This is a genomic window from Thermodesulforhabdaceae bacterium, from assembly GCA_037482015.1.
Taxonomy (GTDB): Bacteria; Desulfobacterota; Syntrophobacteria; order Syntrophobacterales; family Thermodesulforhabdaceae; genus JAOACS01.
This window is the reverse complement of sequence record JBBFKT010000001.1, coordinates 536,209-551,216: the sequence shown is the minus strand read 5'-3', so window position 1 is coordinate 551,216 and position 15,008 is coordinate 536,209. Positions and strand designations below refer to the sequence as shown.

The 15,008-nt window shown below is 43.3% G+C and carries 12 protein-coding genes; 6 read left to right on the top strand and 6 right to left on the bottom strand.

The features are described 5' to 3' along the window. Positions 1-62: 62 nt before the first annotated feature. Genes WHS38_02470 through WHS38_02460 form a run of 3 tightly spaced genes read right to left on the bottom strand, consistent with a single transcriptional unit; the run spans position 63 to position 2,192 of the window. Positions 63-566: a bifunctional nuclease family protein gene (locus WHS38_02470; protein ID MEJ5299835.1), complete on the bottom strand. Its 504-nt coding sequence runs from the start codon at positions 564-566 to the stop codon at positions 63-65. After that, positions 550-1,944, bottom strand: a complete 1,395-nt coding sequence (gene miaB, locus WHS38_02465) for a tRNA (N6-isopentenyl adenosine(37)-C2)-methylthiotransferase MiaB (GenBank protein MEJ5299834.1) — start codon at positions 1,942-1,944, stop codon at positions 550-552. The genes WHS38_02470 and miaB overlap by 17 nt, the downstream gene beginning before the upstream one ends. Then, positions 1,941-2,192 carry a DUF4911 domain-containing protein gene (locus WHS38_02460; GenBank protein MEJ5299833.1) on the bottom strand — a complete coding sequence of 84 codons (252 nt, stop codon included), beginning with the start codon at positions 2,190-2,192 and terminating at the stop codon, positions 1,941-1,943. The genes miaB and WHS38_02460 overlap by 4 nt, the downstream gene beginning before the upstream one ends. 99 nt (positions 2,193-2,291) lie before the next feature. On the opposite strand from WHS38_02460, the gene WHS38_02455 reads away from it, so the two are divergent. The 3 genes from WHS38_02455 to WHS38_02445 are packed head-to-tail and all read left to right on the top strand — an operon-like array spanning position 2,292 to position 5,865. After that, positions 2,292-3,557 (top strand): hypothetical protein, encoded by a 1,266-nt coding sequence (locus tag WHS38_02455; protein MEJ5299832.1) that lies wholly within the window; start codon positions 2,292-2,294, stop codon positions 3,555-3,557. A 6-nt stretch (positions 3,558-3,563) separates the two neighbouring features. After that, a complete protein-coding gene (lpxK, locus tag WHS38_02450; GenBank protein ID MEJ5299831.1) occupies positions 3,564-5,222 on the top strand; it encodes a tetraacyldisaccharide 4'-kinase in 1,659 nt (552 codons plus the stop codon). Beyond that, the gene (locus WHS38_02445; protein ID MEJ5299830.1) at positions 5,200-5,865 is read left to right on the top strand and encodes a TIGR00730 family Rossman fold protein; all 666 of its coding nucleotides are present in this window, start codon (positions 5,200-5,202) and stop codon (positions 5,863-5,865) included. The genes lpxK and WHS38_02445 overlap by 23 nt, the downstream gene beginning before the upstream one ends. A gap of 12 nt (positions 5,866-5,877) precedes the next feature. Here the strand turns inward: WHS38_02445 and WHS38_02440 are convergent, their stop codons facing one another. Further along, positions 5,878-7,608, bottom strand: coding sequence for a DUF6178 family protein (locus WHS38_02440; GenBank protein ID MEJ5299829.1), 1,731 nt, complete (start codon positions 7,606-7,608; stop codon positions 5,878-5,880). A 294-nt stretch (positions 7,609-7,902) separates the two neighbouring features. Between WHS38_02440 and WHS38_02435 the strand changes: the two genes are divergently transcribed. Together WHS38_02435 and WHS38_02430 are read left to right on the top strand one after the other, a co-directional pair. After that, positions 7,903-9,027 carry a Xaa-Pro peptidase family protein gene (locus WHS38_02435; GenBank protein MEJ5299828.1) on the top strand — a complete coding sequence of 375 codons (1,125 nt, stop codon included), beginning with the start codon at positions 7,903-7,905 and terminating at the stop codon, positions 9,025-9,027. Positions 9,028-9,039: 12 nt separating this feature from the next. After that, entirely contained in the window at positions 9,040-10,020 is a 981-nt protein-coding gene (locus tag WHS38_02430) for a cation diffusion facilitator family transporter (protein ID MEJ5299827.1), read from the top strand. Between the two features lie 72 nt (positions 10,021-10,092). Here WHS38_02430 and WHS38_02425 read toward each other — a convergent pair whose 3' ends face one another. Both WHS38_02425 and WHS38_02420 read right to left on the bottom strand, forming a co-directional pair. Continuing rightward, the gene (locus WHS38_02425) at positions 10,093-11,193 is read right to left on the bottom strand and encodes an FmdE family protein (protein MEJ5299826.1); all 1,101 of its coding nucleotides are present in this window, start codon (positions 11,191-11,193) and stop codon (positions 10,093-10,095) included. Positions 11,194-11,220: 27 nt separating this feature from the next. After that, positions 11,221-13,461, bottom strand: coding sequence for a TonB-dependent receptor (locus WHS38_02420; GenBank protein MEJ5299825.1), 2,241 nt, complete (start codon positions 13,459-13,461; stop codon positions 11,221-11,223). A 337-nt stretch (positions 13,462-13,798) separates the two neighbouring features. Between WHS38_02420 and WHS38_02415 the strand changes: the two genes are divergently transcribed. Next, on the top strand, positions 13,799-14,575 hold the full coding sequence (locus WHS38_02415) for an enoyl-CoA hydratase-related protein (protein MEJ5299824.1): 777 nt from the start codon (positions 13,799-13,801) through the stop codon (positions 14,573-14,575). The last annotated feature ends 433 nt before the right edge of the window (positions 14,576-15,008 follow it).

Sequence of the window (15,008 nt, the reverse complement as noted above, 5' to 3'; positions counted from 1 at the left end):
ACTCTCCTTCTCCATAACTAAGCAACATGAACTGATTCGAATGAATTCTATAAAGGTGGAATTTACATTTTGTATTTACCAAAGTCTTCTGGAGATAATTCCTCTAACAGTTCAGCAAGCCTTTCTTTGTCCTCTGGATCCAGGATCACAGTTCTCATCCCATCAGGCTGAACCGATTTTTTCAGCACTTTATCAGCAACATAAATAGGGGATTTAGTGCGTAGCGCAAGAGCAATGGCATCGCTCGGTCTTGCGTCCACAGCGCTTTTCCTGTTTCCGACGCTAAGATGTATCAAAGCATAATAAGTATTTTCTCTTAGATCGCATACTTCGATTCGATCCACCGCCACATTAAGATGATCAAGTAAATTCTTCATAAGATCGTGGGTCATAGGTCTAGGAAACCGGACCTGTTCAAGCTCCATCGCTATTGCTGTTGCCTCCATAATACCGATCCAAATAGGAAGTATTCTATTACCCCCTTTTTCTCTCAGCACCACAATGGGGGTGTTGCTTTGAGTGTCCACAATAAGTTCTGAAACGGTCATTTCAACCATTGTGTTCATTTAAAGTCCTCCAACCTTGGGGTTGACGAACTACCAATTCACCTTTCAATGAATGAGCATAACCTTCTACAATCCTTACGGCAACTTCTTTGCCAATTAATTCTTTAGATCCTTCAAAATTAACAATCCTGTTATGAGGCGTCCTGCCGGTTAATTGGCTACTCCCGAGCTTACTCTCACCCTCAACAAGCACCATATGCGTAAGATCTTCTTCTGCTTTATGTTTACGGATGGTTATAGCTTTCTGAAGTTCCTGAAGCTCAATTAACCTTCTAGCTTTGGTTTCTTCGTCCACCTTGGGTTTCATGGAAGAAGCCGAAGTAAAAGGACGATCCGAATACCTAAAGGAAAAAAGCCCATCAAATTCAACAGTTTTGATAAGCTTAAGAGTCTCATTAAAATCTTCTTCGGTCTCGGTGGGGAATCCAACCATCACATCGGCAGTAAGAGCTATATCCTGGCGATAGCGCCTTAGCATTTCCACCTTTTTGAGATAGTCCGCTTGAGTGTAACCACGGTTCATCAAAGCAAGAATCCTGTCAGACCCCGCCTGGAATGGAAGGTGAAGGTGTGGACACATGATAGGCACATCTCTAAAGCAAACCATAAGATCTTCGGTAAGATCTTTAGGATGAGATGTAGTAAATCTCAAACGAATTATATCTGTTTCCAATGCGATGCGTTCAATAAGTTGGGAAAAGCGAACAGGCGGGGAAAGATTTTTACCGTAGGAGTTTACATTCTGCCCCAACAGAACGATTTCTCGAGCTCCCTTTGCGCTGAGCAATTTAATTTCTTCTATAATTTCATCTGGTTGGCGGCTTCTCTCACGACCTCTTACATAGGGCACAATACAGTAAGAACAGAAATTGTCACAGCCTTGCATAATTGTTACATATTCGACGACAGCGGCAGACCATTGAGAACAAGACGTATCGAGCCAGTGCATACCAAAGGATGGTTCTTCGTCCGGGAAGAAACCACCCCGAAAACTATCTTTCAAAGCTTGCTCTATGAGATCCGGAAGCTTCGAAATCCCTGATGTTCCAACAACAATATCTACAAAGGGGAATCGAGCAAGAATTTCGTCTTTAAGTTGTTGTGCGACACAGCCTCCAACAGCCATAACCAACCGAGGATTTCGATTTTTGAAGCGCTTCAATCTGCCAAGAAAGGAATAGAGTTTTTGCTCAGCCTTAGCCCTCACAGAACAGGTGTTAACAAAAATCACATCGGCATCATCAGGTTTTGACGTTACTTCATAGCCTCGAATAAGCAGTGCTCGAACAAGGCGTAGCGAATCATATTCATTCATCTGACACCCAAAAGTATGGACAAATATCCTTTTACGAGCATCAATTGCGCACAGGTTTTTCATGATGTCTTATACTCCTCGAACTCAAAATACTCAGCCATAACGGGTTGTATTCTAAGCTGAGTTTCGGCTTTAATAATGGCATCGAAGTCATCTTCCCAGCCCGGTGCGATATGAATGCGAACAATGCAGGCATCCTTATCCACCGTCGTCACAACTGCAAGACCTTCGTATGCCTCGAGAGTAAAGGTCAAATAGCAAATATCTTCTGGATGAACACGGTAATATCTCTCGACCGATCTGTCCCACATTTTTTCTTCCACCTTTCATGGTCTATATGCTATCACAAATGGCACCACTGGCAAAAAAACAAAAAATTTCTATCTAGGCAAGGAGCACAATAACAAATAATGAAGCTAGATAAAAAGAGCTTCGCGGTAGTCTTTTTTGCTTGCGTTGTGGTTCTGGTCCTCTTCATAAAACCCCATTTGGTTTACTCATCCACCGAATTAACAGTGGAAGCTGAAGGAACAGCACAAATAGTTGACAAAAATCAAGTCTCAGCTCGAGAAAAGGCTCTCCAGGACTTTGAGAAACAGGCAGTTATCAATGCCGTTATTAATCTGTTGGGAGAAGATCAGTTCAATCAAAACAGAGAGAAATTAAAAAAAGCTATTATTGAGCGAGCTGACCGTTACCTGAAAACTTACAAGGTAGTAGGAGAAGATTCTCAGGAGGGAATATATCATGTAAAGGGCGAAGCAACCATAAGGCTAGATTCATTAAAAAAAGATATTGCTTCTTTAAATCTTAAGTTTAGTGCTGCCAAACCATCAGAACCTTCCACAGCCACTGAAGGAAAACGACCACCTGAGAAAGTCCAGGAATCATCATCAAAAGCTTCTCAAGAAACTGAAGAATATCCCCAAAAAACCGCTCCTTCGCTTCCTATAATCATCTGGAATTTCGATAGATCCTGTGATGAACAAGTAGAAGGACAGAATGCTGGCGACTTTTTTTCCGAAATTTTTACAGCAAAATTGTCAGAAATGGGCTTTACTGTTGCAACGGTGGATGAAACTTCTCCCCAGGAAGGAAGTAAAGCTGTTACCTTGCGGGGGAATTTTTTTTGTTTCACCAATAAAGTCAGCATTCGTATAGAGCTAGTTCAAGGCGATCAGACAGATCACATCGATGATGATGTTCCACTGGATGAGGAAACGCCGATAATGGACGCTATTATGACGCTTGCAGAAATATCGGCAAATCACCTGACTCAAACGATTACCAAACCCGGTGAAAGTCTCGGGCAGCAGAAAGAAAATCAGGAAAGCACATCAGGATCAGATGAAACTACTTCATCATCTAAAACAACATCGGAAGAACTTAAAAGTTCTCAGTCATTACCATTGTGGCAAATCATCATAAAAGATCCTCATGGAGGGCTATACTGGGAAAAAATCATTCGCAAGTTAAAAGAATCCGGAGCAAACATAGAAGTGTCCAGAATTCTTATATCGCCAGATACTTTCACCATAGAAACCCCTAAAGTTCCCGAAAACATTACCAGTTTAATTGAAACAATATCTGCAGGAGAGAACACCAGGTTGAAGGTGGAATCGGTCGATTCTAATGCACATCGTATTGTAATACGCTCACAAAATGTGCAGCAGTGAGTTGCTATGACTATCCCTAACATTCTAACTCTTTTTCGGATATTCCTTACACCGCTATTTCTCCTTCTTTTGCTCAATCATCATTTAACCGGAGCTTTACTCGTGTTTTTCATCGCAGGACTGACGGATGGACTTGACGGGTTCATTGCCAGGACTTTTCACCAAAAATCTCTTTTAGGCGCTTTTCTGGATCCTATCGCCGACAAGGCTCTCCTGGTAACCGCCTTTGTCGCTCTCGCCTGGCTTGGCATGATCCCTTACTGGCTAACGGGAGTTGTTATCACTCGAGACCTCGCCATCATCTTTGGAGCTTCCCTTTTAGTCATAGCCGATGTCCCCTTCGAAGTAAGACCATCTATTATCGGTAAAATCACTACGCTATTTCAGCTTATTACCGTTTTTATAGTTCTTTCTTTGCCTCACATAAAACTACATTCATACATTGTGTGGACTCTTTTTCTCATATCTGCCCTGGTAACCGGAGCAAGTGGATGGCAGTATACCAGACGATGGATGATACTGTGGGAAACGCATAGCGGTGGAAATCGCCTGATTCATCGCTTTTCCAAGAAGCTTCTTCCAATATGGTATGGTCGCAAAAAAGGAGGGTTTTTCGACTTTCTTGCCGTTTTATTTACCGTTCCATACCTTTTTGCATTAAAAGTTCAAAGAAGCATATCACTATCGCAAAGGATAGCTCTTCGTAGCTTTACCATCTCTGTCGGAAATCTAACGGTGGGTGGAACGGGAAAAACACCGTTTACCATACAGTTAGCAGAAAATTTATTGCATCGTGGGCATCGCGTAACCGTAGTGGGAAGAAGCCTTGGAAAAGTGCAACTCACGACACCTGAAAGAATCCATATTGGAAATATGTCAGACTTTCTTAAGGCTCATCGTTACGGAGATGAACCGACACTTACCGCATCACATCTTCCTTCCGTTTGGGTCGGAAGATCTAAAAGCGACACAGCGCAGGCTGCTTATCTAGAAGAACAACCCGATGTTATCATTGTTGACGATGCATATCAGCACTGGCGACTTGAAAGAAATCTGGACGTTGTTCTTTTTGATGCAGACCTATGCGTGGGAAACGGTTACACTCTGCCACTTGGTCCTCTCAGAGAACCTCTATCTTGCCTAAAGCGCGCCGATGTGGTCGTTATGGTTGGAACCCAAGAGTCTTCATCAAGATGCCTGAATAACATAAGAAAATGGCTCAGGAAGGATGTCGAAATCCTTTATTGCCAGCGAAAGATTGAAGAAATTGTAATATCTGGACAGCCTTTTTCGATCGATCTCTTAAAAGGACTACGGTGTCTTGCTTTTGCCGGAATAGCTTACCCGGATGGGTTCTTCAAAGACATCGAAAGACAAGGCATCGTCGTTGTTCACCGCATACCTTTCCCAGACCACTATTTTTACCTGAATGAGGACATAGTTGATATAATGCGTCTCGCTGGATCCTTATCGGTTCAACTTGTAGTAACCACTGAAAAGGATTTTCTGAAACTACCAGACTGGGCTAAAAAATTAGTTGCATATTCAAGGCTATCAATTGTCGGTAAAGATGCTTTTGAAACTCTGGGGCGCTTGATAGATAACCGGCTCAAAGGAAACAGGGAAAAAGGAGAAAGGAACAATGGCAACGAAACTCAAAGATAGGCAGTATGTCATAGATGTAATGACTGTTCAGGATTCTTGGAGACTTTTCAGAATTCTTTCGGAATTCGTGGATGGCTTTGAAGTTTTAAGCGACATTTATCCGGCTGTTTCCATATTTGGTTCTGCCAGAGTTAAGCCAGGTGACGAAGTTTACGAGAAAACTGTGATCATAGCGAGAGAACTCGCCAAAGCCGGTTTTAACATCGTCACCGGTGGAGGACCTGGTATAATGGAAGCTGGAAATAAAGGAGCTATTGAAGGGGGAGCCAAATCGGTAGGACTAAACATTGATCTCCCTTTTGAACAAAAACTAAATCCCTATGCCAACGTAAGTCTCCACTTTAGATACTTCTTTGTGCGTAAAGTCATGTTTGTAAAATACGCTCAAGCCTATATTGGCATGCCCGGAGGATTTGGAACTCTAGATGAAATCTTCGAAGCCCTAACTTTAATCCAGACCAAGCGCCTTAAATCCTTTCCCATAATACTGGTGGGAAGCGATTACTGGAACGGACTTATTGGATGGATGCGAGACATCCTTCTTGCTCGTGGTTACATATCTCCTGAGGACATGGACATTTTCATGGTGATGGACGATCCCATGGAAGTCGTGCGCACCATCAAACGAATAGTTATTCCATAAAGCTTTTTGAAGTTAATCCTCTTTGAATAAGAAAAACCGATTGAAGCGAGGGTCTGGAATCTCCGATCGTTCAAAGAAAGGCAGCATTTCCTGGCGGTAGTCTTCAAGAAGCGGATTGATGTAACGATCGAGAGCCTTACGGGCGTTGTTTTTATCGGGGGTTGTTGCAGGAAAACGAACATCAAGAAGGGTTGTAACACATCGCCTTACGGCATCGGGGTGGAGACGCGGGAAAAGGCTTTCCCAGAGGTTCAAGCTGATAGGCTCTAAAAAAGCCGGAAGTCGTTTACCGCTTAGAATGTGTGCCACAGCGGTAAAAAGAAGCTGAGGAATACCAATATCACGTATTCCCGTAAAGGCTCCACCTGGCCACAATTTTCCTTCCAGATCTTCCCAAGAAACTCTGAGCATATCCACGAGATATCCCATACAAAGTATTGTATCTAAACGATCTCTAACGATTTGAACATCTTCAGATGTGCGGAAAAAGTCAGGAATAGGGGCCATCTTGGGTCTGGAGCGAAGGAGTTTGGGCGAGGGTTGCAGAAGAAGATCCAGAGTCTCATACCATTCACCTTCGAGAATATCCATGCCCGTGGGGCATTGAGAAATCCAGCCCTGTTTTACCAAACGTTTTGCTCTCAAATGAAGTTTTCTCACGGCCGTATATCCCACTCTGAAAAGATGCTCGAGAAATGATTTCCTGAGCAAAAGACTCGCATTAGAAAGAACGCCTCTAGACACGAGATTAAGCCCAAGATTCACCATCGCCGAAACTTTATCTATTGTTTCCTCGACTTTTTCCCTATCTTCTACCGGCACTTCATCGGCAACAAGAACCTTATTAGCGATTAAAGCCAGTTCCAACCTCAGATAATCCTTGAGGTGAGAATCATCTATTGTTGCCAAAGCTTGCGAAAAAAGATCCTGTCGATCTCCAATCAAAGCCAGAGCAAAGCTCGGAGGCTGCTCCATAACTGGTTCGCCCCCGGCAACTTTATCCTTTTCAAAAGAAAGTTCTGAAATCTCCATAGGAGCGTAAATAGCTATAGCATCGTAATAATCCGGCACCGCCAAATCTTCTATTCTGCCCTTTCTAAAACGGTAGGCTTCTTCTTCCATTTCACTGTCTAAAGTGTAGAGAATATAATCCATAATTTCGCGGTAAAAGGTATAGTTTGTCTCAAATAACACGCTGAGAATATAACGGATTAAACCATCATAGTCGGGATATCGACATTCCCAGAAATATTGGTCATCAATGGTGTTTGGCGGGAGATAATCAAGAGCTTCCGTAAGATCCACACTGTCGGGCTTGACCGCTACCCTTAGGCACTTCTTCAACAGGGCTATCAGAAAAGAAAAATCAGCATCATAGAGCCACTTAACGAGAACATCGTAATTTGTGCGAGAAAGCCGATCAAGCCATTCAATACCCTGAGCTGACACAAGGCGATCCTTATGCCAGCATTCCATGTCGAAAAAATGCATCCATTGAGATGTGGAAGCGAGGCTTAGAAGCGGTAGAGCATCTTCCGGTCCTATTTCCATGACGGTTAGATAGAGATCCTGTGGATTCATAGCCTGAACTATTTGTGCCGCATCAGGACGATCTAATATCGCTTCCATCCTTGCTTTTGCAGGAAGAGTCATAAGATGGTAAAAATCAATGGAAGTTTGCGTAGAACCCCCCTCTTGCAGTTCGTCCTGTCCAGAAACGATAATATCTCGATCATCTTCCATAGATTTCCTCCTTAAACAACTTTTCAAATTAAAGCATAACGATAGACAAAGACCATTGTCAATTTTATCCGAGATTGTTCGTAACCTACCGCAAACAATATGGGTAACGCATAATTTTTAGAACACTTTCATTTTGGCCGAATCTGAGTTCTGCAAATCCATAGCCTAAATTATCGTTGCTAGTGATTAACTGATTTGGCATATTAACCGGTGCTAATTTGCGGTGTGGGCGTATTCCCGGAACGCCCCATTCTGGATTGTCGTGCAAAATAGCAACAAAGAAAGATTAGAAAAATGAGCCAGTCTTCCAAAAAGCCAAGAATTGACAGGCTTCTAGCTGAGATGGATCGGCAGGAAATAGACGCCGTCATTATCTCTTCCCCTTACAATCGTTTTTACCTCAGTGGCTTTAGAGCTGACGATGTAGCCTTAAATGAGTCATCCGGTGTGCTTTTTGTTTCCAGGGACTATCTGGCACTGATTACGGACTCGCGATATACCGAAGCCGCTAGGGAAGAAGCTCCTGACTTTGAGGTTCTCGAATACGATCAATCTAATTCTCTCGAACGGCTAGTAGTAAAAATATGCCGTAATAAAAATATCAAAAACCTTGGTGTTGAATCGGAATTTCTTTCGCTGGCAAAATTTATCAAGCTCAACGAAGGTCTTCGGAAAGAGGAAGCTTCCACAAGACTGGTTCCAGCAGACAACTTTGTAGAACGTATTAGAGCTGTCAAAGATCCAGAAGAAGTGGATCTAATAATGGCGTCTTTAAGAATCGCCGAAGAGGTAATGGAGGAAGCCTACGATTTCTTGAAGCCTGGCGTTACTGAACGGGAAGTCGCCTGGTTCATTGAGAAGAGAGTCAAAGAAAAGGGGGCGGAAAGTGTTTCTTTTCCGCCTATTGTTGCTGGAGGCAAAAGAGCGGCTCTTCCTCACGCCATTCCCACAGACACCCCCCTTAAGGAAGGAGAACCCATTATCATTGACATGGGAGCACGACTGGAAGGCTACTGTTCGGATATAACCAGAACGATCTTTCTGGGGTATGTTCCTGACCTGTGGGGTCGAATCTATGAAATTGTTGAAAAAGCCCAGCATCTCGCTTTCGAAGCAGCTAAACCTGGCATGAAGGCTGAAGATCTCGATGGTGTAGCAAGGCAATTCATAGAACAGGCAGGTTACGGAGCTTACTTCGGGCACGGTCTTGGGCACGGTGTTGGAATTGCCATCCATGAACTGCCGAGCATTCGTAAAACGGGAAGTATGGTTTTGGAACCGGGCATGATTTTTACTATAGAACCTGGAATATATCTCCCTGGAGAAGCCGGCATACGTTTAGAAAACATGGCGATAATGAAAGAAAATGGGGTTGAACTGCTTAACCGCCTACCAGTTAACTTTCCAGTAAAAAAATAAACGACCGGAAAAATGCAAAACTCTAAAGCCATCCGGCAAGTTATGGCAGTTGTTCTTCTCATACACTGCCTGGTGCTCGCAATAAAAATCCTGGCCTGGCATACTACTAATTCAGCAGCCATCCTTTCTGATGCTCTCGAAGGTATCGTCAATCTTCTCACAAGTATTTTTGCTTCTATAAGTCTCTGGATAGCATCTCGACCTCCCGATTTGAGTCATCCCTACGGACACGGGAAAATGGAATATTTCGCTGTAGGCTTTGAAGGTGCTCTTATCGTGGTTGCTGCAGGAGGAATTTTTTGGGAATCTATATCAAGGCTTATGCATCCTGTTGAGGTATCCAGGCTTGGACAAGGCATTTTGCTTGTTGTTACCGGGGCTGCAATTCAGCTCATTGCCGTCTTAGGACTTCTCATAACGGCTCGTAAGACTCAATCGCCTACCTTGAAAGCAGAAGGCTATCATATATTTTCAGACGTGCTTTCCACAGCCGCAGTTCTCCTAGGGCTTGCGATTGTTGCGCTTACGGGCTATCCTCACGCAGACACTATCACTGCTATACTCATAGGGCTTTTTATTCTTGCATCTGGAATAAAACTTGTAAAAGAAGCCTTTGAAGGGCTTATGGACAAGTCCGACCAGGATTTGCTCGATAAGATAACAAAAATTCTTTGCGAACACCGTCGTGAATACTGGATAGACATTCACCAACTAAGGTCAAGACGACAGGGAAATCGCATATTTATTGACCTACATTTGATCCTTCCAAGAAATTTTCACCTGTGGCAGGCTCATTTAGAGGCTAAAGAAATAGAACATCTTTTGCAGAAGAGCTTTTCTCAACCCGTTGATGTTCTGGTTTATCTGGATCCCTGCGAAGTTCCTCACTGTCCTATATGTAGAAAATACGACTGTGAATACCGAAGATCACCTCAGTCGATGGAACTGCTTTGGGACTGCGAAACCTTATCCAGAACTCCTCCGAACCAGTAAAAAACGAGTAGCTCGGCACCTTTTTGGAGAAATGCCGAGCTACTTTGATCAAAGCTGGGGTGTTGGTGTTTCCTAAGGATTAGTGAGTCCCAGCTCTTTCATAGGATCTACGCCGGGGCGAGCGAGATCCTGGGGGGTTTTCCCAGAAGGAAGAGTAAAGGAATAAAGTTTGGAAACAAACTGTTCTGGAGCATCAAGATATTTCAAATACCAGATATCCTGGCAAAGTCTTAAAACCGTGGGGGATTTTATAGACTCACAACCGGTATTCTGGCCGAAACTAAACCCAAGAACCACTCCTTCCCACTGCTTGGTTGATGGATTTTCTCGATATAAGATGGTAGAAGCATTTTTAAACTCATCTTTCCACTTAGCCTTATTATCAGAGGATGCGTAGCTTACTGCATAGCCTTTCTTGCCCGGAGTAGCATTAAGCATTATTTGAAGAGCATCCTCTTTACACCATGGATCAATACCCTGAACAAAATATCCCCCGCCAGACAAAGGAGCAAAATTCTTTTTAGCCCAATTAGCTATGAGAATTCCTGAAGTCACCCCAGGGCAGTAGTGGTCATGAAAAAGAACAGAATTGATAACATAATCAGGCACATTCATGGCTGCAGCGTTTGCAATGGTAACAATGCGAAATTCATTTCCTCCAAAAACTTTTTGGGAAACCTTCTGATCAAATTCAGATTCATGAGCTATCACATACTGAGCATCAATGCGTTCCACCGCAGGACCTTTGAAAACCGAAAGTGGAAGACTTGAAAAATCGCTTTTTCCTTTAATAGCATCGCCTATCAATTCTAGATAAGCACATTTACCGGATGAAGGATCGTAAAAAGCAAACCACAGAGGAGAAAAGACGCTACTGTGAACGATAAGCAAAGTTTTATCTCCGATACTTACCGGTGTTGATCTGGTTATACCGTCAACAACAGCTAGAGTGGATTGACCATTTACTTCAGCATGACCAGCATTGGTCAAGACGATAAGCCCATATGACTTACCAAGAGCTTTTTGAGCATAAGACGATGCTTTATGTCCAAGAATAGCCCAATTGTCGTAGCTAGAAGCGATCGCATCCCCAGATTTATTCAACATCTGCAAGTTACAAGAAAGGACGAAAAACACTCCACAAAGTATGAGAAACCCCCTTATTTTTTTCATGGTCACATCCTCCATCATCCTAAAAAGTTAAAAAGCTAATGATACAGAAGCCTTAACAGTGAAAGGCGCACCCACGAAATAGGTCGTTGCTCCAGTTACAGCATCATCCATGGCGTTGATAAGAGAAACGTATTTCTTGTTGAAAATGTTGTCAAATTCAAGGCTTACACCAAGATTTTTCATTCCAGGGAGAAAAGAGATGTTCTCCTTCGTGTAACTTATCTTCAGGTCAAACACCGTATAAGATGACACTTCTTCTTTGTGTTCGGCATCGCCGTAGCGTTTACCTATGTAGCGCATTCTTGGAGAGATTTCGAAGTCGTTCCACTTGGCGATAACACCTGACACAACAATCCATCTTGGTGTGTCAACCACCTGCTTTCCGTCCGTGGAAAGAGTTGCTCCTTTATAGGTGATATCCTCATCATAGGTTAGATGATTATAGGTTGGATTTACAAAGACAGTAAGCCAGTCAGACACATAAACGCTTGTGCCTACTTCTACTCCATAACCCGTAGCTTTTCCTATGTTCTGCTGATAGTTGAGCTGAACTCGGGGATCGTAAACGGTCGTGAGAAGCTTGTCGTGCTTAGAATAGAAAAATGTAGGGGTAATCTCGAAAAATTCCTTTCGAAGTCGAAGACCCACATCCACATTGTCCGATTCTTCTATGTCGTATCCTTTGAAAAGATCGTTAAGAGTTACGCCAGCAGCTTGGAACTTTGATCGGTTATTACTGTAAAGCGTCACCAGAGGCATGTAAGCGTAGGGGCGAATAAAATTCTTACCATAACTTGCGTAGGCTTCGAGCCCTTCAAAAAGCTCGTAAGAGACACCAGCCGTAGGAAGCCAGATGTCGTAAGTGCGCCCTTGGCGATCCAGATCAGGCGCCCGCACAAGTTTCCACGGATCCTTTGAATCGCTTACATAACCATCACTATCTGCGTCTTCAAAGCGAAAATACTTTGCTCCAACCTGCCATTTGAACTTATCAATCGAACCAGCGAGTTTTGCATAGGGGCTGTTGACATAGGTTGTTCCTGTTGTGCCCGTAACACCCATACCTTGATAGACCAGGGTCCCGGTGGGGGTGATACCATAATTGCGAGAGCTTATATCCATTTCTGCGGCTTCAAAATGGTAACCGACAGTTGTTTTGACCCAGAAGCTATCAAAGGAAGCTTCTGAAATTACTCCTTTTCTCTCAATATCACGGATTCGTTTTTGCATTCTTGCTCCGGTTGCCCCGCCTGAAACACCATCTCGAATATCGGCATCTTCATCAGAAATGTAGGGTTTTAGAGAAAGCTTGAATTGGTCCAGAAGCTTAACATCGATGGGAACCATAAGATCCCTGTTTCTATGCCATTCCCGGTTATATTTATAGTAATATTGGTCGTTGGCAGGGTTCCCGGTAAGTTCATCGTTAAAATCTAACTTTCTGTAAAGATCCAGATTTCGACTCTGATCATAAGTTAGAGATCTATACTTATCGTTTTGAACCTCATTCCAGTTTGCAAAAAGCTTGATTTCAAGGTTGTCTCCCAGAGGCTGAACGATAGTGCTGTTGAAATTGTGTCTTGGACCTATGTCACCAGGACCTTTCCACTTATCGGATTGCGTGTAGGAATAAGAAAGGGACAGCCTGGCATCCATCGGTCCAATTTTTCCCGAATCACCTCTAACAAAGGACCTGATATAATTATAAGATCCAAAAGATTGGGCAAATTCAACTGATGTTTTTTCTTGAGCCCATCTGGGACGAAGTTCAATTGCTCCACCCCTATTACCAACCCCGGATCCTAAATCTCCCGGAACTGCCCCTTTATAGATGGCTACACTATCAAAGTTTTCCATGTCATAGATGTAGGCTCGAGGACCCATTGGATTACCACCGTAATTCGGCACACCTTCAACAGTCATAGCCCCGAGATAGCCTCGGACGCCTCTAATTCTGACGTTAATCTGCTCAGAAGCGAGATTATAAGGATCAACACCTTCAAACACTATTCCAGGCACTATGCTTATCGCTTCATAAACGTTGGTCTTTGCCTTCTCACCCTGAATATCGAGGCCCTTTCTGGTTACTTCCGTTCCGGTATAAACTGTTTCGCCAGGCTGTTTTGTCGGAGTAACAATTCTAACTCCTTTAACAACGATTTCTTCTAGCTGCTGCTCCTGCTGCTGAGTCTGAACATTTCCATCTTCCGCCCAGCCCAAGCCGGCAAAGAGCACGAAAAAGCAGAACAAGATAGCACAATACCTCATCGCCCTATCCCTCCTCATTCTTGAATTTTCTGACGATGAAAAAGCCAGTTATCTTCAGATAAACGGTGGTCCTTCTTGGACTGAATTTCTTTAGAATAAAATAATTTCTAAAGGCTTCTTGCCTCGTGAAGTATCACTCAACTTACAAATATTTTGCAAGGCTATATGAAAAATAACTTCTCAAGTCAAGTGAAAATATCATCATAAACCATTGCGTAAAACCTGTGCCAACATAGTTTGAATTTGCCAAATTTTTTATTAGACAAACAACCGATTAAGTGGCATAAAAACCTTACAATTAGAAACCTTAACCATCAGAACCGAGGAGGGAACCAGCATGGCTTACGAAACTCTTATTGTAACCAAAGAAGGATCTATTGGTTGGATCAGCCTCAACAGGCCAGAACAGTTTAACACCTTCAGCTCAACCCTTGCTCGAGAACTCAACGAAGCGCTTAAAAACTTCGACAAAGATGATGAAATTAGGGTTGTCATAGTAAAAGGAGAAGGGAAAGCCTTCTCTACTGGTATCGACATAAAAGAATTTCACGGCAAATCAGCAATAGAATACCATGCCTGGATAAGCCTTATGGACGAAATGCACTTTACAATCGCATCCATGAAGAAACCGGTTATAGCTATGGTGCATGGTTATGCAGTTGCAAATGGTGCAGGACTTATGTTTGCCGCAGATTTTTCCATCGTAGCTGAAGGGACAAAAATCGGCACAACAGCGATCAATGTGGGACTTCTCTGTACAGGTCCCATCATCCCTGTAAGCTATAAACTCGGAAAGCATAAATCTCTCGAAATGCTTCTATCCGGCGATATGATAGATGCCCGCGAAGCAGAAAGGCTCGGCATTGTAAACAAGGTCGTTCCTGCAGATAAACTTGAAGAAGAAACCCGAGTATTCGCAAATAAACTGATAGCCAAGAGTCCTTTGGCTATCGCTCTTGGAAAGCAATTCTACTACAAGATGATCGATATGCCATTCAGTCAGCGATTTGCTTACAGCTCCGAAGTCTTTGCCCGTCTCTGCACTTCCGAGGATGCAAAGGAAGGTGTAAGTGCCTTCTTGGAAAAGAGAAAACCCCAATGGAAAGGCTTCTAGCAGTAAAAACAGAGCTAACTCCTCAAAAAGATTGAGCTATATACTGTTTTAATCTATCTGGGTAGGGACAGCTTCAAAATGTCCCTACCGTTCAGCAGTAGGTTTTGTTCCCAAGCAAGGGCAAGCAAGATTTGTAGGGGCACGGCATGCCGTGCCCCTACATGCGTCTGAAAGGGTGACAGTGGTGAACCGGAGCGAGAAGTCAGCAGATGCCGTAGTAGATGCTTGCAGAGGCAACCACAATAGGTCGCCCCTACACTTCTCGAACCACCCGGTGTGGACTCGCATGCCGGGTGGTGTGGGAAGAGAGCGATCAAACTGACCATCCCTATCCCAATATAAGGTCTGGGAAAGTTTCTCGAATTCCAAAAACTATTGCCTCTTCCTGATCAATGACTAAAATACATGCGCACAATCAGACAAGAAATGATAA